Raw genomic sequence first — 23,974 nt, forward strand, 5'->3', positions numbered from 1 at the left:
ATGGAATATCATTAAACCAGTCATGGATATTTGTTATGAGTACTCACGTACTGGCTGCGGTGCTCACGCGGCTCAAGCTTCTAACTGGCGCGCAGTCCGACGCCGAGCTTTCGCGCGCACTGTCGGTGAGCCCGCAGACGCTCAGCAGTTGGAAGGTGCGCGATAGCATTCCCTATTCCCTTTGCATCGAGATCGCCAGGCAACACGCCTGCTCGCTGGACTGGCTTCTGCTAGGCCATGGCGAGCAGGCCCCGGCAAGCCGAGGGTTGGGAGGTTGGGAAGCCGATGTGCTTGAGCGCCTGCGCACCTTGTCGCCCAGCGACCGCCAAGCCATCTTGCTGTTCATCGAAGACAAGCAGCGTATCCGGCAACTGGAACAGCAGTTGAGCGAGCTGACGGGCTAACCCCGTTTTCGCCAGCGCTGGATCAGTTCACGCGGGTCGAGGGTGTCGACCAGCACCATGACCTTCAGGCTCACCGGAATGACGATTACCGCTGCCACAAAACCGGCCATGCCACGTGACAGCAAAGGCACCGACTCCGAAATCAGCGGCTCGAACAAATGGCCCACGCCTACGGTGACGAACACCAGCAACAGTTTCTTGGCCAGTGTCAGGCGCTTGGCGGTGTTGGTGATCAACCGGTCGCGCGCAGCGCTGACCAGCAACGCCCCCAGCAGCGCGGCGAACAACACGTTGCCTTCCACCCCCAGCATCTGTGCCAAGGTTGAACCCAAGGGGTCGCAGAACCATTGTTCAGGCATGTTCAAGCCCTCGTCGCGATTTATCCCGGCAAGGCGTGCAACCGAAGGTGTGCAGGATCGCGGCTTCGACAAAACGGGTGTAACACACGCGCAAGGCGCGCCCATGGTCATGCCCGGCCACGTCCTCGAGGCGTTGGTAGCCCCGCTCACGCAGCGCCGCTCGCCAGCGGGCGAACTCGCTTGCCGCGGCAATCACGGCACAGCGCGCGGCGAGCTCCAGCGCCGCATCACTGACTGGCTGCTGCAGCTTCAGGCGTTCATGCAACCTGCCCAAGTCCACCCGTGGCCAGAACGGGTCGTGGCTATCGGCAATGCGCGGTAGGCGATCGGTACTCATGTGTCACCTCCTCATTGCTCGGCCAGCATGCCGTAACGAATAGCCTTGATCACTGCAGCTACCCGGGTGGGCACATCGAATTTGCGCAGGATGTTGGACACGTGGAAATTCACGGTCGACTCCTTGCACTCCAGGATCTGCCCGATTTCCCAGGAACTCTTGCCATAGGCGCACCACAGCAGCACCTGCTGTTCACGTGGTGTCAGGCGCACCGGGGCGTCCGTCGGAGGGTGCTGCGAATGTCGAGCGTTGTCGGTCATGTTTGAACTCCACGGGTGAATGAGCACGGCACGCTTGCCGATCTGCGTTCACCTTACGAAGCCCGGGCAGCAGCCTCCATCGCCGCCGGTTGTAAAGAACTTTCGTACAAAAGCGTCTGACGAAAGCAGCGGGAAAATTAGTGCTTTTCTTCGTGCTCCCGGCGGCATTTCGCTCGTCTCAACGCCGTTGTCCATTCGCCTTTCGCCTGGAGTCGTACAATGCGTCGCGTTTTGCCCCTGTCATCCTGCCTGGGCCTGCTGGCTGCCATCGGCGCCACCCAGCCTGCCGTGGCGGCACCCTCGGTCGAGCTCGACCAGGTCCTGATCACCGACGAGGAGCAGACCGAACTGACGGCGGCAACCCAGCGGCTGCGCGAAATACCGGGCGCCAGCAACCTGGTGGACATGCAACGCGTCGGCCAAGGCCGGGTGGCCAGCAACCAGGACGTGCTGGCCTACCAGCCCGGTGTGTTCGCACAATCGGCAGGCAACGACGGGATCAAGTTGTCGATCCGCGGCTCAGGCCTCAATCGTGCCCCGGGGGCACATGGCTCTGGCGTGTACACGATGTTCGACGGGCTGCCATTGACCGGCCCGGGGGGCACCCCCTACGAGCTGTTCGAACCCTTGTGGCTAAGCCGCGCCGAGGTGTTGCGCGGCGCCAACGGCTTCGATCTGGGCGCGCTGGCACTGGGTGGCGCGATCAACTACGTCACCCACACCGGCTATGACGCTGCACCGCTGCAGGTACGCTACGAGGTGGGCAGCCGCGGCTACCAGCATCGGCATATCAGTTCGGGCCAGGTGCTGGGCAACCTCGACTACTACGTCGCATTGACCGATGCCGAATACGACGGTTACCAGGCTCACAGCAGCGGCAGTGCCAAGGGCGTGGCTGCCAATGTCGGCTACCGCTTCAACCCCAACCTCGAAACGCGCTTCTATTTGCGCTACCGGGAAACCGAGAACGAACTGGCCGGGCGCCTGACCAAGGACCAGATCAAACACCACCCCCGGGCGGCCAACCCGGCCTACCTGGCCCGTGACGATAGCCGCCCGCAACCGGGGAGCACCTGGGTAGGCAACAAGACTACCTTCTACCTCGACGATGACGCGCGGGTGGAAGCCGGCCTGGTTTACCACGACTACCCCATGGACCTGCGCGAAGGGCCGATGCGCTTGAAGGTGGCCTATACCGACGTCAGCGGCACGCTCAACTATTCGCGCCGCGCCAGCCTGTACGGCCACGAGAGCAAGACCACCCTCGGCTGGCGCACCACCAAACACCTGCCAAACAGCGGCGCGTCGCAGTTCGCCCGCACTGGCGACGTGTTCGGTGCAAGAACGCGGGACTTCACGTACCAGGGCTCCGATACCGTGCTGCATGCCGGCAATGACCTGGAACTGGTGCCCAACCTGTGGCTGACCACCGGCCTGGCGATGATCTACACCCGGCGTGAAAGCGACGTCACCTACCCTGCCGAGGGCGGCAAAGTGAGCATGCATGACTGGGATTACGCCCCCCGTGTGGGCTTGCGCTACGACCTCCGGCCGGACCTGCAGGTGTATGGCAACCTCAGCCGTTCGGTCGAGCCGCCACACCCCTGGTCGCTGATCTGGAGCGCACCGAGTACTGGCGGCAAACAGATCCAGCCGATCGAAATGCAGAACCAGACTGCAACTACCCTGGAGCTGGGCGCACGTGGCGATTCGGCCATCGGCCGCTGGGACCTGGCCTGGTACTATGCACAGGTGCGCCACGAACTGCTCGCCGTGGAAGTGGTGCCGAACTTCACCTCCGAGTTCAATGCCAGCGCCACGGTGCACCAAGGTGTGGAAGCCGGCCTTGTCAGTACGTTGTGGGAACGCTCAGGCACGGGCAAATTGAGCCTGCGCCAGGCCTATACATTCAGTGACTTCCACTACCGCGATGACGAGGCGTTCGGTGACAATCGCATGCCCGGCATCCCCATGCACTATTACCAGGCCGAGCTGCGCTACGACTGGCCAAGCGGTTTCCATGCCGGGGTGAATACCCAGCTGGCGTCCAAGGTGCAGGTGGACTATGCCAACAGCTACCACGCTGATGAATATGCCCTGCTCGGCGCGCGCATCGGTTGGGATTCACCCCGCCAGGACTGGCAGACCTGGCTGGACCTGCGCAACCTCACCAACCAGCGTTATGCAGCGACGGTGACGCCCGCCTACAACGATGCCGGTAATGACAATGCGCGCTCCACACCGGGCGAAGGCTTCAGCGTATACGCCGGGGTTTCCTACAGCTTCCGCTGACGCATGAGTGCCCCTTGCAGCAGCGGGCCAGGCCACTGCGGCAAGAGGCATCGCAATAGTGGGTTGGCGGTTCAGACCGACCGGTTCAGCTTCACCCATGAAGCAAACTTGTCGATGAAGGCCTGCAGGAATGGCCGGGTCTTGTCGTTGAGCTTGCCCGACTCTTCGAACAGGTTGGCGGCACCGCCAATGTAGGCTTCGGGCATCTGCATGCACGGCATGTCCAGGAATACCAGCGCCTGGCGCACGGCATGGTTGGCACCAAAGCCGCCGATAGCCCCTGGCGAAACGCTTACCACTGCGGTGGGCTTGCCGCTCCAGGCACTTTGCCCGTAAGGCCGCGAGCCAACGTCAATGGCGTTCTTCAGGCAGCCGGGGACCGAGCGGTTGTATTCAGGGGTGACGAACAGCACGGCATCGCTGCGGCGGATCTCCTCGCGAAACCGTGTCCAGGACTGAGGAGCGCCTTCGGCCTCGACATCCTCGTTGTACAGCGGCAGATCGCCAATTTCGACGATTTTCAGGGCTAGACTGGACGACGCCAGCTCCGCAAGCGCGCGGGCGACCTTACGGTTGTAGGACTCCTTGCGCAAGCTACCGACGACAACCGCAACCGAATACACCTGGCTCATGGCAATTTCCTACCTATACGGGTTAAAGGACGTTGTAGTTATAGATGACCGTTTCTCGCCGCTTTGGTTTTTTTTCATCGACGCGAAAACTTCCAGCCCTCCTGCACGGTCTATGACTACAGACATTTCCTACGTATTTCAGAGGTTTCCACCCAAATGGCAGCAGTAATGGTCGGCCAATTCCACGCCCGTGACGCCGAAGGCCGCATCTACCCCGTGCACGAGTTTCAGGAGTCGACCCTGCAACTTGACGGCAGCACACTGGGCGCCCCCATCACCACCTACCGCCTGGCCATCGGCGACAAGGTCAATTACCTGGGCGAAAACCGCTTCGAACTGGCCCGCAGCGGTGTCGAGCTCATCCGCATTCCGTGAAGCAAGCCGTGGCGCATGGCCGGTGATGGATAACCGGCAGCAGCAAGACAGATCGCCACAATCAGCCGGCAGCTGATTCGGTCAGCACCTGCCACATCGAAGGCCCGCCTGCCGATTTGGCTATGGCTGCCAACCGCTCGGCATGCGCTTCCAGCTCTTCGGCATTGGCCATGATCACGCGCCCCGGCGCTCGCCCGGTGATCCGGCGGATTTCGCTGCCGCCGCCAGCCTGCCCGTCACCCTCGGCATCCGCCCCATGGCCGGCCAGCGACAGGCTGGTCTGGCCACCGGTCATCGCCAGGTAGACGTCGGCCAGCAGTTCCGAGTCGAGCAGTGCGCCGTGCAGCTCACGGCCCGAGTTGTCGATATCGTAGCGTTTGCACAGGGCATCGAGGCTGTTGCGCTGCCCCGGGTGGCGCGAACGCGCCAGCAGCAAGGTATCGAGAATGGTGCAGTACTGCGAAACGTCCGCGCGATCCTGCTGGCCCAGCAAGGCGAATTCGTTGTTGATGAAGCCTACGTCGAACGCCGCGTTATGGATGACCAGGGTAGCGCCCTGGATGAACTCGAAGAATTCATCGGCCACATCGGCAAAGCGCGGCTTGCCGACCAGAAACGCATCAGTGATGCCGTGGACGTTGATCGCCCCCTCGTCACTCTCGCGGTCCGGCTGCAGGTAGACATGGAAATGCCGCCCGGTCAGCCGCCGGCCGATCACCTCGACACAGCCGATTTCGATGATCCGGTGACCTTCGCCAACCGGCATACCCGTGGTCTCGGTATCGAGAATCACGTACCGTTTATCTTGCTGCTGCTCCACGCCGGGCGCTCCAACTTGCATCAGTTACAAAGCGGCGATTGTACCCCAGCTCAACGCTGGGCGCGCACCTCATCGACCCCACGGTTGGCCAACTGGTCGGCCCGTTCGTTGCCGGGGTGGCCGATGTGCCCGCGCACCCACTTCCAGGTGACCTTGTGGCGGTTGACCTGCTCATCGAGCAGTTGCCACAGGTCGGCATTTTTAACCGGCTCCTTGGCCGCGGTTTTCCAGCCGCGCTTCTTCCAGTTGACCATCCACTCGTTGATGCCTTTCATCACATACTGCGAGTCGGTGGTCAGCACGACTTCGCATTCACGCTTGAGCGACATCAGCCCCTGGATCGCCGCCATCAGCTCCATGCGGTTGTTGGTGGTTTCACGTTCGCCGCCCCACAGTTCCTTCTCGACGCCCTTGTAGATCATCAGCACCCCCCAGCCACCCGGGCCAGGGTTGCCCTTGCAGGCACCATCGGTAAACATTTCGACGCTATCGCTCATGTACCACTCTTGAATTCAGTGCTTGTCAGTTTCAGGGTTGGCTGCCGTGCGGTTGACCTTGGCCAGCGGCAGCGGCAGCAGCTTGCCCATGGGTTCGCGGCGCTGCTGACGCAATGGCCGCAGCCCGACCACCATCTTGCGCGCCACCAGCAGGTATACCCCACCACCGGAGCCTTGCCAGCCGCCGGCCAGCCGCTCCCAGCCTTGCAGGCGCTGCTGCCAGGCGGGTGAGGCAAGCGGCGGACGATAGCACCCGAAGCGGCGTTTCTCCAGCGCGAAGCCCAGCAGGTTGAGCCAGTCGCCAACCCGCGACGGCGAGATGCAGCGCGCCTTGCGCAAGGCGCCATGGCTGAAGAAATGACGCATGCCCCAACTGCTCCACGGGTTGATGCCCACGATCAGCAAGTGCCCACCCGGGCGCACGGCACTGGCTGCCTCGCGCAGCAGGCCATGCGGCGACAGGCAGAAGTCCAGGCCATGCTGCAGCACCACCACGTCGGCAGCATGCTCGCTGAGCGGCCAGGCCTGTTCCTCGCAGACAATTTCAACCCCCGGCAACGGCGCACCCAGGCGCACATTGCGCTGCACCTGGGGCGCCTTGGGCGGTGCTTCGGCGCAGGGCCCGTAATGCACCAGGTAACCGCCAAAAAAGCGCCCCAGCTCTTCTTCCAGCAGTTGGTCTTCTTCCTTGAGCATCAGTTGGCCGAGTGGGCCATTGAACCACTCACGGGCCAGGCTGATCAGCTCGACCCAGTCCGGATCGGCCTGGGCAAAGGCTTGGTCGGTCATTGCGATCTCCCTCGAAGGTTCTCCCACCGCGCCATCGCGGCTAAGATGCCTTCATGTGCCACGCTAGGTGAATCGGATCCGCACCATGATACAGATCGATGCTCTTCCCGCTTTCTCCGACAACTACATCTGGTTGTTACAGGATACTGCCAAACGCCGTTGTGCGGTGGTCGACCCCGGCGACGCCGGCCCGGTGGAGCGTTGGCTGGCCGCCAATCCCGGCTGGGCGCTGAGCGACATCCTCATTACCCACCACCACAACGACCACGTCGGCGGCGTGGCACGGCTCAAGCAACTGACCGGCGCACGGGTCTGTGGCCCGGCCAACGAACAGATTCCCTGCCGTGACCTGGCGCTGGACGGGGGCGCCGAGGTTAAAGTGCTGGGCGTGGTGTTCCAGGTGCTGGCGGTGCCCGGCCACACCCTGGGCCATATCGCTTTCTTCAGTGAGCAGCCGGCAACCCCGCTCCTGTTCAGCGGCGATACCCTGTTCGCGGCCGGTTGCGGGCGCATGTTCGAGGGCACTCCCGAGCAGATGCAACCCGCCCTGGCCCGCCTGGCGGCTCTGCCCGCGCACACGCAGGTGTACTGCGCCCATGAATACACGCTTGCCAACCTGCGCTTCGCCAGGGCCGTCGAGCCTGACAACCCGCATGTGCAGCAGCGCTTCGACGAGGTGACCCGGTTGCGCGCCGAGAAGCGCATCACCTTGCCGTCAACGATTGGCCTGGAGCGCCTGACCAACCCTTTTTTGCGCACCTCTGAAACATTAGTTAAACAAAAAGCAGACGAATGGAAGGGACATTCAAACGCTACGCATGTCGCTGTTTTTGCTGCCTTGAGGTCTTGGAAAGACACCTTCTGATAACCGCAAGATATATCGCAATGTGTGTTCAACGGTTGACCCGGCCCGGAGCGGTTTCTAGAATCGCCGAAATTTTTTGCCCGGATACCTGTCTCAGCCGATGTCTTCCCGTAGCCGCAGAACCTCTCATTCAGTCGCCCTGACGCGCCTGGCCCAAATCAGTGCGCTGGCTCTGGCCGCCACTCTGGTGGGTTGCCAGAGCACCCGTCAGCTCGACGAATCCGATAGCGTTCGCGCGCACAACTACCAGGCGCGGATCAAGCACAAGCCCGCGCCGCTGCTGGTCAAGCCGGCCGAGCAGGCGCCACAGGACGTGTGGGAGCGCATGCGCCAGGGCTTTGCCCTGCAGGACAGCATCGACGTCAACCCGCGCATCGAGCAGCAGCGCCTGTGGTTCGCCAGCAACCCCACCTTCATCGAAAGCGCCGGCGAGCGCGGCAGCCTGTACCTGCACTACATCGTCGAGCGTCTCGAGGAGCGTGACATGCCCCTGGAGCTGGCGCTGCTGCCAGCCATCGAAAGCGCCTACAACCCGATGGCGTATTCGCGGGCCAGCGCCGCAGGCATGTGGCAGTTCATGCCGGCAACCGGTCGCCACTTCAACCTGCGGCAGACCAATTTCTATGACGGCCGCCGCGACATCACCGCCTCGACCAATGCTGCGCTGGACTACCTGACCCGCCTGCATGACATGTTCAACGGCGACTGGCTGCTGGCCCTGGCCGCCTACAACGCCGGCGAAGGCACGGTCAGCCGCGCCATCGAGCGCAACGAGAAGCTTGGCCTGCCGACCGACTACTGGAACCTGCCACTGCCGCAGGAAACCCGTGACTACGTACCCAAGTTGCTGGCGCTGTCGCAGGTGGTGTCCACGCCTGAAGCCTATGGCGTCAATCTCACCCCGATCGCCAACGAACCGTACTTCGAAGCAGTGGCGATCAACGAACGCTTGGACCTGACCCGGGTCGCCGCCTTCGCCAACATCGACGAGGACGAGCTGATCCAGCTCAACCCTGCGTTCAAGAAACGCATGACCGTCGATGGCCCGAAACAGCTGCTGGTGCCGACCGCCAAAGCACAGCTGCTTAGTGCCAGCCTGTCCAACCTCAACCCCGAGCAACTGGTCAGCCTGCAACCGCCAAAAGCCGCATTCGCCCGCGCCGTGGCAGAAGCCAAGGCACCGATGGCCACACGTAGCTACCGGGTCAAGCGGGGTGACAACCTCGGTGCCATCGCCAAGGCCAACCGCGTTTCGGTCAAGGACATCAAGCGCTGGAACCGTCTGTCTGGCAACAACCTGCGTGCCGGCCAGGTACTGGCGCTGCGCGGTGGCAATGCACCAAGCGCTGCTGGCAACCGGGTAGCCGCCTCTGCAAAGCGCTCCACCCAGTACAAGGTTCGCAAAGGTGATTCGCTGTACCTGGTGGCCAAGCGCTTCAACGTGGAAATGAAGCACCTCAAGCGCTGGAACCCGCGCAGTGGTCATGCCCTCAAGCCCGGGCAGACCCTGACCGTCTACGTCGGGCATTGAAAGTCGCAAGCTGCAAGCAGCAAGAAAAAAGCAATTCGCGTACATCGCCGCTTTTTCTTGCAGCTTGAAGCTTGAAGCTTGCCGCTCTCTTTTCCCCGGGCATTGAAAGCCTCAAGCTGAAAGCTACAAGCAGCAAGAAAAAAAGCAATTCGCGTACACCGCCGCTTTTTCTTGCAGCTTGAAGCTTGAAGCTTGCCGCTCTCTTTTCCCCGGGCATTGAAAGCCTCAAGCTGAAAGCTACAAGCAGCAAGAAAAAAGCAATTCGCGTACACCGCCGCTTTTTCTTGCAGCTTGAAGCTTGAAGCTTGCCGCTCTCTTTTCCCCGGGCACCGAAAGCCTCAAGCTGAAAGCTACAAGCAGCAAGAAAAAAGCAATTCGCGTACACCGCCGCTTTTTCTTGCAGCTTGAAGCTTGAAGCTTGCCGCTCTCTTTTCCCCGGGCATTGAAAGCCTCAAGCTGAAAGCTACAAGCAGCAAGAAAAAAGCAATTCGCGTACACCGCCGCTTTTTCTTGCAGCTTGAAGCTTGAAGCTTGCCGCTCTCTTTTCCCCGGGCACCGAAAGCCTCAAGCTGAAAGCTACAAGCAGCAAGAAAAAAGCAATTCGCGTACACCGCCGCTTTTTCTTGCAGCTTGCAGCTTGCAGCTTGAAGCTTGAAGCTTGAAGCTTGCCGCTCTCTTTTTCCCACCCCCCCAAGCTGTTACTGTACGCCGACAAAAGCCCAACGCCTCTGGATCGGATGCCGACTTGATACGTCCCCTCCTGCTGTCAATCAGCCTGGCCTTGAGCTTTCCCGCAGTCGCGATGGTGAGCGAAAGCCACGGATACGCGCAGTTCGGCACGCTCAAGTACCCAGCCACGTTCACCCACTTCGACTGGGTCAACCCGCAAGCGCCCAAAGGCGGTACATTGCGGGCGATGGCCTTTGGCACCTTCGACACCCTCAACCCCTATACCTTCAAGGGGTCGAGCCCGGTTACCACGCCCAACTTCCAGCAGTACGGCATCAGCGAGCTCAACGAGCCGCTGATGATCGGTACCGGCCAATACGACCCGTCCGGCGACGAGCCCACCTCCAGCTACGGCCTGATTGCCCGCTCGGTGGAATACAGCGAGGACCGTAGCTGGGTGGTGTTCAACCTGCGCCCGGAAGCCCGCTGGCATGACGGCAAGCCGATCACCTCGGCAGACGTGGCCTTCTCCTACCGCACGTTGCTCAAGGACGGCCACCCGATCTACCGCACCAACCTCCAGGAGGTGCAGCGGGTCGACATCCTCGGCCCGCTGCGCATCCGCTTCGTGTTCAAGCGCGCTGGCAACCCATTGCTAATCCTGCGCCTGGGCGAGATGCCAGTGCTGCCCAAGCACTACTGGCAGCACCGTGACTTCAAGGCCACTACCTTCGAGCCGCCATTGGGCAGTGGCCCGTACCGCATCACCGAGGTGCAGCCAGGGCGCCGGCTGGTGTTCGAGCGCGTCAAGCGTTACTGGGGCAAGGACCTGGCCGTCAACCGAGGCAAGTACAACTTCGATCGCGTGGAGTACGAATTCTACCGTGATGCCACGGTGGCCTTTGAAGCGTTCAAAGCCGGTGAATTCGACATCTATATCGAACACCAGGCGAAAAACTGGGCCAACGGCTACAACTTCCCGGCCGTGCGCCGTGGCGAGGTGATCAAGGCGCAGATCCCGCACCGCATCCCCACGCAAACCCAGGGCCTGTTCATGAACAGCCGCCGGGCGACCTTCAGCGACCCGCGGGTACGCCAGGCACTGGGGCTGATGCTCGACTTCGAGTGGACCAACCGCGCACTGTTCAGCAACGCCTACCGGCGCTCGACCAGCTACTACCCCAACAGTGAGTTCGCCGCCAGCGGTGTGCCCACCGGCAAGGAATGGCTGCTGCTGGCGCCATTGCGTGGCCAGTTACCCGCCAAACTGTTCAGCGAACCGTACCAGGTCAGCCACACCGCCGGCCGTGGCGTCAGCCGCGAAACCTTGCGCCAGGCACTGGCCCTGCTCGCCGAGGCGGGGTGGAAGCTGAACGGCCAGCGCCTGGTCGACAGCAAAGGCCAGCAGTTGCGCATGGAGCTGTTGCTGGTAAACCCCAACCTTGAACGCATCCTGCAACCTTATGTCGAAAATCTGTCCATCATCGGTATCGATGCGCGCTTGCGCACCGTGGACCGTGCCCAGTACAAACAACGCCTGGACCAGTTCGATTTCGACATGATTCTGATGACCCTCAATCAGACCCTGAGCCCCGGCCTGGAACAGTGGTTGTACTTCCATTCGAGCCAGGCCGGCACCAAGGGCAGCAAGAACTATGCGGGGGTCAAGGACCCAGTGGTCGACCACCTGCTCGATACCCTGTTGGCCGCACGCACCCGCGACGACCAGGTGGCTGCCGCCCGCGCCCTGGACCGTGTCCTCTCATGGCAGTACTACATGATCCCCAATTGGTACCTGGACAACCATCGCCTGGCCTACCGCAACCGGTTCGCCTTCGTCACCACACCGCCCTATACCCTTGGGCTGAACAGCTGGTGGATAAAGACTTCGGAGAAAGCCCAATGATGCCAACGCACCGCCTGCGCCGGCTGGCTGGCAGCCTGTTGCTCGCCTGCCTGAGCCTTCCCGCCCTGGCCGCACCGCAACATGCGCTCACCCTGTACGACGAGCCGCCCAAATACCCTGCCGACTTCAAGCACTTCGACTACGTGAACCCCGAGGCGCCCAAGGGTGGCACCTTCCGCCAGTCCAGTTTCGGCGGGTTCGACAGCCTCAACCCGTTCATCAACAAGGGCGTGCCGGCCGAAAACATCAGCATCATCTACGACACCCTGATGCGCCAGAGCCAGGACGAACCCTTCACCGAATATGGTCTGGTCGCCGGCAAGATCGAGAAAGCCCCGGACAACAGCTGGGTGCGCTTCTACCTGCGCCCGGAGGCACGTTTCCACGATGGCCACCCCATGCGTGCCGACGACGTGGTGTTTACCTTCAACGCCCTGATCAAGGATGGTGCGCCGCTGTATCGCCAGTACTACGCCGACGTCGCCGAGGTGGTCGCCGAAGACCCGTTGAAAGTGCTGTTCAAGTTCAAGCACCAGAACAACCGTGAGCTGCCGCTGATCCTCGGCCAGTTGCCGGTGCTGCCCAAGCACTGGTACGAAAACCGCGACTTCAACCGCGGCAACCTGGAAATTCCACTGGGCAGCGGCCCGTACAAGGTGGCCGAGGTCAAGGCCGGGCGCTCGGTGCGCTACGAGCGGGTCAAGGACTACTGGGCCAAGGACCTGCCGATCAACCGCGGGTTCTACAACTTTGATGTCATGACCTTCGACTCCTACCGTGACACTACCGTAGCCCTGCAAGCGCTCAAGGCCGGGGCGTTCGACTATGGCCTGGAAGTCAGCGCGAAAAACTGGGCCACCGCCTACGACGTGCCCGCCGTGCGCGAGGGCCGGCTGATCAAGGAAGAGCTGCCCAACGGCAACCCCACTGGCATGCAGGGCTTCATTTTCAACATCCGCCGGCCGGTATTCCAGGATGTGCGCGTACGCCACGCCTTGAGCCTGCTGCTGGACTACGAATGGACCAACAAGCAACTGTTCAACGGTGCCTACACCCGTACCGGCAGTTACTTCGAAAACTCGGAAATGGCCGCCCGTGGCTTGCCCAGCGCCAGCGAACTGAAGATCCTTGAGCCGCTGCGCGGCAAAGTACCCGACCAGGTGTTCACCGAGGCCTTCCACAACCCGGTCAGCGACGGCAGCGGCATGATCCGCGAGCAGCAGCGCCAGGCCTACAAGCTGCTGCAGGAGGCCGGCTGGAAGATCGTCGACGACAAGATGGTCGATGCCCAGGGCAAGCCGGTAAGCATCGAGTTCCTGCTGGCGCAGACCGAGTTCGAACGCATCCTGCTGCCGTTCAAGCGCAACCTGGCTGACCTGGGTATCGAGCTGAACATCCGCCGGGTCGATGTTTCGCAGTACATCACCCGCCTGCGCTCGCGCGATTTCGACATGATCGTCGGCGGCTATCCGCAGTCCAACTCGCCCGGCAACGAGCAGCGCGAATTCTGGTCCAGTGCCGCCGCCGACAACCCCGGCAGCCGCAACTTCATTGGCCTGCGCGACCCGGCCATCGACCAACTGGTCGACCAGCTGATCAATGCCGACTCGCGTCAGAGCCTGATCGACCATTGCCGCGCCCTCGACCGGGTATTGCTGTGGGGCTACTACGTGATTCCCAACTGGCACATCAAGACCTGGCGGGTAGCCTACTGGAACCACATCGGGCACCCGAAAGTGTCGCCCAAGTACGACATCGGCATCGACACCTGGTGGATCAAGCCCGGGGTAAGCCCGGCCGTCAGCGCAACCCCTGCGGACGAGGCCAACTGAGATGCTGGCCTACATCCTGCGCCGCCTGCTGCTGATCATCCCGACCCTGTTCGGCATCCTCATCATCAACTTCATCATCGTCCAGGCTGCCCCCGGTGGCCCGGTCGAACAGATGATCGCCAAGCTCGAAGGCTTCGAGGGCGCCACCAGCCGCATCGCCGGCGGCGGCGCCGAGGTGTCCGTGGCGGGCTCCAACTACCGTGGAGCCCAAGGCCTGGACCCGGCGCTGATCGCCGAAATCGAGCGCATGTACGGGTTCGACAAATCGCCGCCCGAGCGCCTGTGGATCATGATCAAGAACTACGCCCGACTGGACTTCGGCGACAGCTTCTTCCGCGATGCCAAGGTCATCGACCTGATCATCGAAAAGATGCCGGTGTCGATCTCGCTGGGGCTGTGGAGCACCCTGATCATGTACCTGGTGTCGATCCCGCTGGGCATCGCCAAGGCGGTACGCCATGGTAGCCACTTCGACGTGTGGACCAGCTCGGCGATCATCGTCGGCTATGCGATCCCCGCCTTCCTGTTCGCCATCCTGCTGATCGTGCTGTTCGCCGGCGGCAGCTACTTCGACTGGTTCCCGCTGCGCGGCCTCACCTCCAACAACTTCGACGAGCTGAGCACCACCGGCAAGGTGCTGGACTACTTCTGGCACCTGGTGCTGCCGATCACCGCGCTGGTCATCGGCAACTTCGCCACCATGACCTTGTTGACCAAGAACAGCTTCCTCGACGAAATCAACAAACAATACGTGGTGACCGCCAAGGCCAAAGGCCTGAGCCGGCCACGGGTGCTGTATGGCCATGTGTTCCGCAACGCCATGCTGCTGGTGATTGCCGGCTTCCCTTCGGCGTTCATCGGTATCTTCTTCACCGGCTCCCTGCTGATCGAGGTGATCTTCAGCCTCGACGGCCTGGGCCTGATGAGCTTCGAGGCGGCCATCAACCGCGACTACCCGGTGGTCTTCGGCACCCTGTTCATCTTCACCCTGCTGGGGCTGGTGGTGAAACTGATCGGCGACCTGACCTACACCCTGGTCGATCCACGCATCGACTTTGCCAGCCGGGAGCACTGACATGGCCTTGTCCCCCCTCAACCGACGACGCTTCGAGCGCTTCAAGGCCAACCGCCGTGGCTGGTGGTCGCTGTGGCTGTTCCTGATCCTGTTCGGCCTCAGCCTAGGTGCCGAACTGATCGCCAACGACAAACCGATTGCCGTGCGCTACGACGGCCAGTGGTACTTCCCCGCCTTCAAGCGCTACCCGGAAACCACGTTCGGCGGCGAATTCCCGCTGGAAGCCAACTACAAGAGCCCCTACATCCGCGAGCTGCTGGCCAAGAAAGACAGCTTCGTGCTGTGGGCGCCGATCCCGTTCAGCTACCAGAGCATCAACTACGACCTGCGCGTTCCGGCCCCGGCACCGCCCTCGGCGGACAACTGGCTAGGCACCGACGACCAAGGCCGCGATGTGCTGGCGCGGGTGATCTACGGCTTCCGCATATCGGTGCTGTTCGCCCTGACCCTGACCGTGGCCAGCTCCATCATCGGCGTCCTCGCCGGCGCCTTGCAGGGCTTTTATGGCGGTTGGGTCGACCTGGCCGGGCAACGCTTTCTGGAAATCTGGTCGGGGCTGCCGGTGCTGTACCTGCTGATCATTCTTGCCAGCTTCGTGCAGCCGAACTTCTGGTGGCTGCTGGGCATCATGCTGTTGTTTTCCTGGATGAGCCTGGTCGACGTGGTACGCGCCGAGTTCCTGCGCGGCCGCAACCTGGAGTACGTGCGTGCCGCCCGAGCCCTGGGCATGCGCAATGGCGCAATCATGTACCGGCACATCCTGCCCAACGCCATGATCTCGACCATGACCTTCATGCCGTTCATTCTCACCGGCGCCATCGGTACCCTCACGGCCCTGGACTTCCTCGGCTTCGGCCTGCCCGCCGGTTCGCCCTCGCTGGGCGAGCTGGTGGCCCAGGGCAAGTCCAACCTGCAGGCACCCTGGCTGGGCATCAGCGCCTTTGCGGTGCTGGCGCTGATGCTGAGCCTGCTGGTATTCATCGGCGAATCCGCCCGCGACGCCTTCGACCCGAGGAAGTGACATGAGTGAACAGAACCTGATCGAAGTGCGCGACCTGGTCGTCGAGTTTGTAACCGGCGACCAAGTCAACCGGGTGGTCGATGGCATCAGTTTCGACATCCGCAAAGGCGAGACGCTGGCGCTGGTCGGTGAAAGCGGCTCGGGCAAGTCGGTGACAGCGCACTCGATCCTGCGCCTGCTGCCCTACCCCTTGGCCCAGCACCCCCGCGGCAGCATCCACCATGAAGGCAAGGACTTGCTGCAGCAGAACGAAAAAACCCTGCAGCGCATTCGCGGCAACCGCATTGCGATGATCTTCCAGGAGCCGATGACGTCGCTGAACCCGCTGCACTGCATCGAAAAGCAGATCAACGAAATCCTTCTGCTGCACAAGGGCCTGACCGGCAAGCAAGCCACTGCGCGCACCCTGGAGCTGCTGGAAATGGTCGGCATCCCGGAGCCACGCAAACGCCTCAAGGCCCTGCCCCACGAGCTGTCCGGCGGGCAACGCCAGCGGGTGATGATCGCCATGGCCTTGGCCAACGAGCCGGAACTGCTGATTGCCGACGAACCGACCACGGCGCTGGATGTGACCGTGCAGCTGAAAATTCTCGACCTGCTCAAGGAACTGCAGGCACGCCTGGGCATGGCGCTGCTGCTGATCAGCCATGACCTGAACCTGGTGCGGCGCATTGCCCACCGCGTGTGCGTGATGCAGCGCGGGCAGATTGTCGAGCAGGCTGACTGCGCGACCCTGTTCAGCGCGCCGCAACACCCCTACACGCAGATGCTGATCAATGCCGAGCCCAGCGGGCTGCCGGCGCATAACCCGGTAGGCGCGCCGCTGCTGCAAGTCGATGAGCTCAAGGTCTGGTTCCCGATCAAGAAGGGCCTGCTGCGGCGTACCGTCGACCATGTCAAGGCAGTGAACGGGGTCAACTTCAGTTTGCCGCAGGGGCAAACGCTGGGCATCGTCGGGGAGTCCGGGTCGGGCAAGTCGACATTGGGCCTGGCGATCCTGCGGCTGATTGCCAGCCAGGGGGGTATCCGCTTCCATGGGCAAGACCTGCAGGGGATGAACCAGAAAGCCGTGCGCCCGTTACGGCGCGAGATGCAGGTGGTCTTCCAGGACCCCTTCGGCAGCCTCAGCCCGCGCATGTGCGTGGCAGACATCGTTGGGGAAGGCTTGCGCATTCACGGTATCGGCAATGCCCAGGAGCAGGAAGCGGCCATCATTGCGGCGCTGGAGGAGGTTGGGCTCGACCCGGGTACCCGGCACCGCTATCCGCATGAGTTTTCGGGTGGGCAGCGCCAGCGCATTGCCATCGCCCGGGCACTGGTGCTCAAGCCGGCGCTGATTCTACTGGATGAGCCAACCTCGGCGCTGGACCGCACGGTGCAGCGCCAGGTGGTGGAGTTGCTGCGTAATCTGCAGCAAAAATACAACCTCACTTACCTGTTCATCAGCCATGACCTGGCGGTGGTCAGGGCACTGAGCCATCAGTTGATGGTGATCAAGCATGGGCAGGTGGTTGAACAAGGGGATGCCCAGGCAATCTTCCATGCACCGCAGCATCCGTATACCCGGCAGCTATTGGAGGCGGCGTTTCTGGAGGTGGAGCCTTCGTGAAGCCGCCCTGGGGTGATGCGAGCCTGGGCGGCGAGTTGCCCGCTGCCTGGCTACAGGTCTTCGCTCACCCGCCCAACGGCCGCCACCACTTGCCTGGCACCGGTCTGAATACCGCCTATGGCCGTACTCGCCTGGGTAACAAAATCCACCGCGTTGGCCGCCTCCTGGCGGCTGCGCTCAACCTCGCTGACCGCCTGGTTAGCCAGCAGGTGATTGTGCGCGACCACCGCATCGATCTCGGCCGTGGCGGTGCTGGTGCGCCCGGCCAGCTTGCGCACTTCATCGGCCACCACGGCGAAGCCGCGCCCCTGGTCGCCGGCGCGCGCAGCTTCGATCGCGGCATTCAGGGCCAGCAGGTTGGTCTGCGACGCAATGGCCCCAATGGTCTGCACGATCGTACTGATGACCGTCGACTGTTGACCCAGGGCAGCGATGGTATCGCCGGCGCAGTGTAATTGGCTCGCCACGTTTTGCATGGCCTGCTGCATGCCCTGCATCACCGTGACACCATCGCTGGCGCTGGCGTCCGTGCGCCGGGAAATGTCCAGCGCCATGTTGGCCGCCTGCCTTACCGCCTGTTCACGCTCGACCTGGGCGGTCACGACCGTGGCGAACTTGACCACTTTCACCAGCTTGCCGCTGGCATCATGGACCGGGTTGTAGCTGGCCTCCAGCCAGATCTCGCGCCCTTGGCTGTCAATACGCCGGAATCGCCCGGTCACGTACCGGCCAGCATTGAGCGTGCGCCAAAACGCCGTATATTCGGCACTGGCGGTTTCCTTGGCATCACAGAAGATTCGATGATGTTGGCCGACCAGCTGCTCCAGGCGGTAGCCCATGGCGGCGAGAAACATCGGGTTGGCAGCCTGCACCCTGCCGTCCAGGCCGAACTGGATCATCGCCGTGGAACGCAGCAAGGCCTCGAGCAACGCCTGGCTTTCCAGCCCAGGCGCGGCCAGCCACTGTTGCAGGGGCATGCCCACGACATCGCCCGGCGCGGCGCCGAGTGCCTGGGCAAAACCCGCGGTGCACTCCGCGATACGGTTCTGCGCGTCCAGGCGCAGCATGGGACCCTGCTCGAGTTCGGCCAGGCGCTGACGCAGTTGCACGAGCTCGGCCTGTTGCGCTGCCAGTGCAGTTTTGAGGTGGCGATTAAACATCAATAAGACCTGCGATGTTATGCATCATGAATGGAAATCAAGCGACAGACACTTTCTGTTGAGTGTCGTGAAACCACGCCTTGAAAACGGCTACAGGCATCGGTCTGGCGATGAAATAGCCCTGCGCTTCAACGCAGCCCCAGGCACAGGCCTGGACCAGCTGTTCGGCGGTCTCGATCCCCTCGGCGGCCACCTGATAGCCCAGTTCGTTGGCCAGCCCTGCCACCGACTGGACCAACAATGCTTCACGCGTGCCCGAAGCGGCGCGGTGTACCAGCGACCTGTCGAGCTTGACGATGCTGGCGGGGATTTGCGTCAGGTAAACCCAGTTGCTGTAGCCCGTGCCGAAGTCATCGATGGCAATGACGATGCCTGCCTGGTGCGCGCGCAGCAGTTGCTGCAGCACTTCTTCGGGCTGTTCGATCAAGACACTCTCGGTGAACTCGAGCTGTACCCGCTGCGGCTCGATGGCCTGGGCCTGCAAGCTGTGCAGCAGTGCATCCATGAACCCTGCGCTTTCCAGGTCGCGCGCGGTGACGTTGAAGCTGAGACTGAAATCCAGGTCCCGGGTACAGGCCAGCACGCGCAAGGCTGCGCGCATCACCCAAAGGCTGAGGCTGGTCATGAGCGCGGTTTTTTCAGCCAAAGGAATGAACTCTGCCGGGGCCACCTCGCCCAGCAACGGGTGGCGCCAGCGCAGCAAGGCTTCGGCAGAACAGCATCGGCCCGAAGGCAGCTCGATCCGCGGTTGCAGGTGCAGGCTCAGTTCATCGTCGCTCTGCAGCGCCTGGGTCAACGACGCCAGCAACAGGAACGCCCGGCGTTGCGCAGCGTCCACTTCCGGCTCGTACCACCCATGCCGGCCAGGCCTGCGCCGCGCGGTATCTGCTGCCGCAACTGCCCGGCGCATCCACTCCATGCCGTCACGGTCTTCGCCCTGCTGCGTGATAGGGGCAATGCCGATACCGGCGTCCAGCAACACCGGAATCTGGTGGCATTGCGCAGGCGCCTGAAGGGCGTCGACAATCCGTTCGCACAACGGCTCTACGTCGTCTGCGTCTTCCAGCAGCACACCGAAGCGGGTGGGGCTGATCTTGTACAACGACAGGCCGTTATCCAACTGGCTGGCGATGCGCGCCTTGGCCTGCAACGTCAGGTCGTGGGCGAAGTTGTAACCCAGGCCGCGGATGATATCGCTGAGGGCCTCGGCGGCCATGATGTCCACCGCCAGCAGGGTCAGCGACTTGCCGCGGTCCAGGCCCGCTACCACATCACATTCGAGCTTTAGGCGGTTGAACAGGCCGGTGGCCTGGTCGTGAAAATTGTTGCGACGCATGCCGGCGATGATGTGCATGGCCATTTCGCTGAAGGATGTCAGCATCGACCGTTGCGCCTCATCGAGGGCGGGCCGAGGGGCGGTATCAATGATGCAGAAACTGCCGATGGCCACCCGGCTGTCGACCAGCAGCGGGGCCCCGCAATAATAGCGAATGCCGGGCTCACCCGTGACCAGAGGGTTGTCGGCAAAACGCGGATCCAGGGCAGCGTCCAGCACTTCCAGTGGCTGCGCCTGCAAAATGGTGTGTGCACAGAACGAAACATCCCGTGGGGTGGCATCGGCGGCCAGCCCGGCCTTGGCCGTGAACCATTGCTCACACTCCCCTACGATCGAAACCAGGCAGATCGGCATGGAAAAGTAGCGGCGGGCCATCTCGACCAGCGCAGTAAGTTCGCAGCTCTGCGGCTGGTGCAATACGCACCATTCGGCGATCTTCGCCAAACGGTCGGGTTCATTGGTCGGAACGGGGGCAACTTTCATGACATCTCACCTGTCCCACGCGGACCCAAGCATAGAGTAATAGCACTACGCTACATCAATACTTGTACAGAGAGAAATTTTTGTACAACTATTCGTATTATATTTCGACAAACGGTGCGGCAGCAGCACCTGTTTCCTAAGAGATCAGGCCATCAGGGAAGTTCACCACTCCCGTTTCACGGGCTGGAATACCCGCGCTCAGGTTGTACAAGCCACGCTGAGGATCATCAGAAAAATTGACGACGATCGTCTTTAGTCATCAGCCAGCTAGCGCATAAAGTCGCTCCGTCCACCCGCCTCAACGGTAGAGCCCATGTCCAGTCACCACCCAACTGCCTCCCCTGCCCTCCACCTGCTGGTTCAGCGCTCCAGCTTGCCAGGCCCCGTGCTCGGCACCACCCAGGCGCAAAGCCTGCTACAGGCCCATTACGGCCTGACGGGCGAGTTGTCGGCCCTTGGCAGCCAACAGGACCTGAACTTGCGCGTGGTCGCGCCGCAAGGCAGCTTCGTGCTCAAGGCGTGCCATGGCAGCTATGCCCAGGTCGAACTGGAGGCCCAGCATGCGGCCCTCGCCTACCTGCGCGAGCATGGCCTGCCTGTGCCAGGCGTGCGCCGGGCACTCAGCGGCGAAGCCTTGCTGGCCCTGGACGTCGAAGCGCAACCACTGCGGGTAAGGCTGCTGGAATACATCGAGGGGCAACCGCTGACGCGCCTTGCCCACCTCCCGGCGCAACTGATGGCCGAACTGGGCGGCCTCTGCGCAAAGCTTGACCAGGCCTTGGCCGGTTTTGACCACCCTGGCCTTGAGCGCACCCTGCAATGGGATCCCAAGCATGCGCAAACGCTGATAGAGCACTTGCTTCCCGTGCTGAACGATGCCGACCAGCGCCGCCGTATCGCACAGGCCACCGCCGTGGCTGCCGAACACCTGGCCCCCCTGATCGGCAGCCTGCCAAGCCAAGCCGTGCACCTGGACATCACCGACGACAACACCGTGTGGGCGCGCGACGACCAGCGCCAGTGGCAACTGCGAGGGCTGATCGACTTCGGCGACCTGCTACGTACCTGGCGCATCGCCGACCTGTCGGTAACCTGTGCGGCGCTGCTGCACCACGCCGAAGGCGACCCGCTGCGGATCCTCCCGGCGGTCAGTGCCTACCAGGCCCTCAACCCACTGACCCATGCCGAGTTGCACGCCCTGTGGCCATTGGTACTGAACCGCGCCGCCGTACTGGTGCTGAGCAGCGCACAGCAGTTGGCAGTGGACCCAGACAACCAGTACACCCGCGACAATGTCGCCCATGAGTGGGAAATTTTCGACACCGCCACCGCCGTGCCCTTCGCCCTGATGCAGGCAGCGATCCTGCGGGCTGCCGGGTTGCCGGTCGCCACGCCAGACATGAGCGGCTGCGCGCCGCTGCTTCCCGAACTGCAAGGGCAGGCGGTGCACCGGCTCGACCTCGGCGTGCTCAGTGCGCACTATGAGGCGGGCAACTGGGAGCAACCTGGCTTCGACCAGCACCTGCTCACCCGGCAACCTGCCCCGGCCTGCACCCTCTACGGGCAATATCGCCTGTCGCAAACCCATATCGACCGCGCCGCAGAACCGGCCACTTGCGCCCTGGGCGTTGAACTGCATGTGCCCCACGCCAGCCTGCTCCAGGCACCGGCGGCCGGCACCTGGCAGCGCCATGGCGATACTGGCGGCTGCCTGCGTACTGCGCGCTGGGCCTTGTGGCTGCAAGGCCTGCAAGATGCGCCAGCCGCTGGCCAGGCCGTGGCCCAGGGCCAGGCGCTGGGCCGTAGTTGCGGCGTGCTTCGCGTGCAAGTGTGCCTGGGCACCGACACCCAGCCACCTTTCTTCGCCACCCCGTCCCATGCCGATGCCTGGCTGGCCCTGTGCCCTTCCCCCGCGCCGCTGCTGGGCCTGGACTGCGATGCCGAGCCACTGCCTGACCCACAGGCCCTGCTGGCCCGTCGCGACGCCAGCTTCGCGCGCTCGCAGAAACACTACTACGCGCAGCCACCCCACATCGAACGTGGCTGGCGCAACTACCTGTTCGACATGCAAGGCCGCGCTTACCTCGACATGCTCAACAACGTTGCGGTATTGGGCCACGGCCACCCGCGCATGGTCGCCGAGTCGGCGCGGCAGTGGTCGTTGCTCAATACCAACTCGCGCTTTCACTACGCGGCCGTCACCGAATTTTCCGAACGTTTGCTGAAGCTGGTACCCGAAGGCTTCGACCGGGTTTTCATGGTCAACAGCGGCACCGAAGCCAACGACCTGGCGATACGGCTGGCCTGGGCCTACAGCGGCGGGCGCGACCTGCTCAGCGTGTTGGAGGCCTACCACGGCTGGTCGGTGGCCACCGATGCCATCTCCACGTCGATCGCCGACAACCCGCAGGCGTTGCACACCCGCCCGGACTGGGTGCACCCGGTCGAGGCGCCGAATACCTTCCGCGGCCGCTACCGTGGCGCCGACAGCGCAGCAGACTACCTGCGCGATGTCGACACCAAGCTGGCCGACCTCGATGCCCGTGGCCGACAGCTGGCCGGCATCATCTGCGAACCGGTGTACGGCAATGCCGGTGGCATCGCGCTGCCAGCGGGGTACCTGCGCGAGGCCTATGCCAAGGTCCGGGCCAGGGGCGGTGTGTGCATCGCCGACGAGGTCCAGGTCGGTTACGGCCGCCTGGGTGAATACTTCTGGGGCTTCGAGCAGCAAGGCGTGGTGCCCGACATCATCACCATGGCCAAGGGCATGGGTAACGGCCAGCCGCTGGGGGTGGTCATTACCCGCCGCGAAATTGCCGAAGCACTGGAGGCCGAGGGCTATTTCTTCTCCTCTGCCGGTGGCAGCCCGGTCAGTTGCCGCATTGGCATGGCAGTACTGGACGTGATGCAGGAAGAAGGCCTGTGGGACAACGCCCGCGACACCGGGCGCTATTTCAAGGCGCGCCTGCAGGCGCTGGTCGACAAGCATCCGCTGGCCGGCGCCGCGCATGGCTCGGGCTTCTACCTGGGCCTGGAACTGGTGCGTGACCGCGAAACACTGGAGCCCGCGACGCAGGAAACCCAGCTGCTCTGCGACAGGCTGCGGGAATTGGGCATCTTCATGCAACCCACAGGGGATCACCTGAACATTCTCAAGATCAAGCCGCCAATGTGCACCAGCCGGGCCAGCGTGGATTACTTCGTCGATAGCATCGACCGGGTGCTGGGTGAAGGGCTGTAGCGGCTCACCTTCTGCGAGATCGAGCGCCGCGCGAGCGGCGCTTCGCAGATAAACTCCACGCCCACCTGGCGGCCCTTTTTCGGGCGAGCACAGGCGCACCAATATGGCGCACGCACTCCATCCCGCCACAAAAAGGCGCGGCATCAGCACGCAATTACCCACCCCGCTTCATGCTTGTTCACATCCATTCACAAACGCCAACGTTTGCGTCTAGCCCGCATGCTCTCAAATGTGACCAGTGGGTCACCTTTTCTGCCTTTTCTCTCCTACACTCGGTTTTCGGCCCGCGATTTGCTCAATGGAAGAGTGACGAAAATAAGTCGAACTTTACGGAACGCGGGCAGGTCAGGAACTAAGTAGGCCAAACGCAACGGGATCTCCCAGCTTCGGCCACCACCCCTACCCGCTCAAACGCCTTCGGCCGGAACGCCGAGAGCGCGGTGCCTGCGCGCACGACCTTGGGGCATGGAAAGCAGTACGT

The 23,974-nt window shown here is 62.7% G+C and carries 20 protein-coding genes and 1 pseudogene; 11 read left to right on the forward strand and 10 right to left on the reverse strand.

The genetic code is table 11. The features are described from left to right. Positions 1-35 precede the first annotated feature (35 nt). Positions 36-404 carry a helix-turn-helix domain-containing protein gene (locus GEV39_RS15510; RefSeq protein WP_173890209.1) on the forward strand — a complete coding sequence of 123 codons (369 nt, stop codon included), beginning with the start codon at positions 36-38 and terminating at the stop codon, positions 402-404. Here GEV39_RS15510 and GEV39_RS15515 read toward each other — a convergent pair. Genes GEV39_RS15515 through GEV39_RS15525 form a run of 3 tightly spaced genes read right to left on the reverse strand, consistent with a single transcriptional unit; the run spans position 401 to position 1,360 of the window. Continuing rightward, on the reverse strand, positions 401-763 hold the full coding sequence (locus tag GEV39_RS15515) for a hypothetical protein (RefSeq protein WP_173890211.1): 363 nt from the start codon (positions 761-763) through the stop codon (positions 401-403). The genes GEV39_RS15510 and GEV39_RS15515 overlap by 4 nt on opposite strands. Further along, positions 756-1,100 (reverse strand): head completion/stabilization protein, encoded by a 345-nt coding sequence (locus GEV39_RS15520; RefSeq protein WP_173890213.1) that lies wholly within the window; start codon positions 1,098-1,100, stop codon positions 756-758. The genes GEV39_RS15515 and GEV39_RS15520 overlap by 8 nt, the downstream gene beginning before the upstream one ends. Before the next feature lie 11 nt (positions 1,101-1,111). Continuing rightward, entirely contained in the window at positions 1,112-1,360 is a 249-nt protein-coding gene (locus GEV39_RS15525; RefSeq protein ID WP_173890214.1) for a helix-turn-helix domain-containing protein, read from the reverse strand. A gap of 219 nt (positions 1,361-1,579) precedes the next feature. Between GEV39_RS15525 and GEV39_RS15530 the strand changes: the two genes are divergently transcribed. Next, entirely contained in the window at positions 1,580-3,652 is a 2,073-nt protein-coding gene (locus GEV39_RS15530) for a TonB-dependent receptor family protein (RefSeq protein ID WP_173890216.1), read from the forward strand. Positions 3,653-3,723: 71 nt separating this feature from the next. Here GEV39_RS15530 and GEV39_RS15535 read toward each other — a convergent pair whose 3' ends face one another. After that, positions 3,724-4,284, reverse strand: a complete 561-nt coding sequence (locus GEV39_RS15535) for an NADPH-dependent FMN reductase (RefSeq protein ID WP_173890218.1) — start codon at positions 4,282-4,284, stop codon at positions 3,724-3,726. A gap of 156 nt (positions 4,285-4,440) precedes the next feature. Between GEV39_RS15535 and GEV39_RS15540 the strand changes: the two genes are divergently transcribed. After that, positions 4,441-4,659, forward strand: coding sequence for a hypothetical protein (locus GEV39_RS15540; RefSeq protein ID WP_009686408.1), 219 nt, complete (start codon positions 4,441-4,443; stop codon positions 4,657-4,659). A gap of 61 nt (positions 4,660-4,720) precedes the next feature. Here the strand turns inward: GEV39_RS15540 and dnaQ are convergent, their stop codons facing one another. The 3 genes from dnaQ to GEV39_RS15555 are packed head-to-tail and all read right to left on the reverse strand — an operon-like array spanning position 4,721 to position 6,765. Beyond that, the gene (dnaQ, locus tag GEV39_RS15545) at positions 4,721-5,479 is read right to left on the reverse strand and encodes a DNA polymerase III subunit epsilon (RefSeq protein WP_173890220.1); all 759 of its coding nucleotides are present in this window, start codon (positions 5,477-5,479) and stop codon (positions 4,721-4,723) included. Between the two features lie 50 nt (positions 5,480-5,529). Beyond that, positions 5,530-5,976, reverse strand: a complete 447-nt coding sequence (gene rnhA / locus GEV39_RS15550) for a ribonuclease HI (protein ID WP_029886642.1) — start codon at positions 5,974-5,976, stop codon at positions 5,530-5,532. Positions 5,977-5,991: 15 nt separating this feature from the next. After that, entirely contained in the window at positions 5,992-6,765 is a 774-nt protein-coding gene (locus tag GEV39_RS15555; RefSeq protein ID WP_173890222.1) for a class I SAM-dependent methyltransferase, read from the reverse strand. Between the two features lie 85 nt (positions 6,766-6,850). On the opposite strand from GEV39_RS15555, the gene gloB reads away from it, so the two are divergent. From gloB to GEV39_RS15590, 7 genes are all read left to right on the forward strand, one after another. Further along, positions 6,851-7,630 carry a hydroxyacylglutathione hydrolase gene (gene gloB, locus GEV39_RS15560; protein WP_173890224.1) on the forward strand — a complete coding sequence of 260 codons (780 nt, stop codon included), beginning with the start codon at positions 6,851-6,853 and terminating at the stop codon, positions 7,628-7,630. A 100-nt stretch (positions 7,631-7,730) separates the two neighbouring features. Next, entirely contained in the window at positions 7,731-9,161 is a 1,431-nt protein-coding gene (locus tag GEV39_RS15565) for a lytic transglycosylase domain-containing protein (RefSeq protein ID WP_173890226.1), read from the forward strand. A 745-nt stretch (positions 9,162-9,906) separates the two neighbouring features. Beyond that, positions 9,907-11,736, forward strand: a complete 1,830-nt coding sequence (locus tag GEV39_RS15570) for an extracellular solute-binding protein (RefSeq protein ID WP_218581693.1) — start codon at positions 9,907-9,909, stop codon at positions 11,734-11,736. After that, positions 11,733-13,568, forward strand: a complete 1,836-nt coding sequence (locus tag GEV39_RS15575; RefSeq protein ID WP_173890228.1) for an extracellular solute-binding protein — start codon at positions 11,733-11,735, stop codon at positions 13,566-13,568. Before GEV39_RS15570 ends, GEV39_RS15575 begins: the two co-directional genes overlap by 4 nt. Before the next feature lies 1 nt (position 13,569). Then, entirely contained in the window at positions 13,570-14,643 is a 1,074-nt protein-coding gene (locus GEV39_RS15580) for a microcin C ABC transporter permease YejB (RefSeq protein ID WP_009686399.1), read from the forward strand. A 1-nt stretch (position 14,644) separates the two neighbouring features. Beyond that, complete coding sequence (locus tag GEV39_RS15585) at positions 14,645-15,664, forward strand: ABC transporter permease (RefSeq protein WP_029886648.1); 1,020 nt, start codon at positions 14,645-14,647, stop codon at positions 15,662-15,664. A 1-nt stretch (position 15,665) separates the two neighbouring features. Beyond that, positions 15,666-17,273 (forward strand): ABC transporter ATP-binding protein, encoded by a 1,608-nt coding sequence (locus tag GEV39_RS15590; RefSeq protein ID WP_173890230.1) that lies wholly within the window; start codon positions 15,666-15,668, stop codon positions 17,271-17,273. 50 nt (positions 17,274-17,323) lie between these two features. On the opposite strand, the gene GEV39_RS26555 is transcribed toward GEV39_RS15590, so the two are convergent. From GEV39_RS26555 to GEV39_RS15600, 3 genes and pseudogenes are all read right to left on the reverse strand, one after another. Further along, positions 17,324-17,827: a methyl-accepting chemotaxis protein gene (locus GEV39_RS26555; RefSeq protein WP_502708017.1), complete on the reverse strand. Its 504-nt coding sequence runs from the start codon at positions 17,825-17,827 to the stop codon at positions 17,324-17,326. Between the two features lie 30 nt (positions 17,828-17,857). Next, a pseudogene (locus tag GEV39_RS26560) lies at positions 17,858-18,433 on the reverse strand (PAS domain-containing protein); the annotation flags it as partial. A gap of 37 nt (positions 18,434-18,470) precedes the next feature. Continuing rightward, complete coding sequence (locus tag GEV39_RS15600; RefSeq protein WP_173890234.1) at positions 18,471-20,252, reverse strand: sensor domain-containing phosphodiesterase; 1,782 nt, start codon at positions 20,250-20,252, stop codon at positions 18,471-18,473. A 313-nt stretch (positions 20,253-20,565) separates the two neighbouring features. On the opposite strand from GEV39_RS15600, the gene GEV39_RS15605 reads away from it, so the two are divergent. After that, positions 20,566-23,493, forward strand: coding sequence for an aminotransferase (locus GEV39_RS15605; RefSeq protein ID WP_173890236.1), 2,928 nt, complete (start codon positions 20,566-20,568; stop codon positions 23,491-23,493). Positions 23,494-23,974 lie beyond the last annotated feature (481 nt).

This window comes from Pseudomonas sp. NY5710 (assembly GCF_013305665.1).
Taxonomy (GTDB): Bacteria; Pseudomonadota; Gammaproteobacteria; order Pseudomonadales; family Pseudomonadaceae; genus Aquipseudomonas; species Aquipseudomonas juntendi.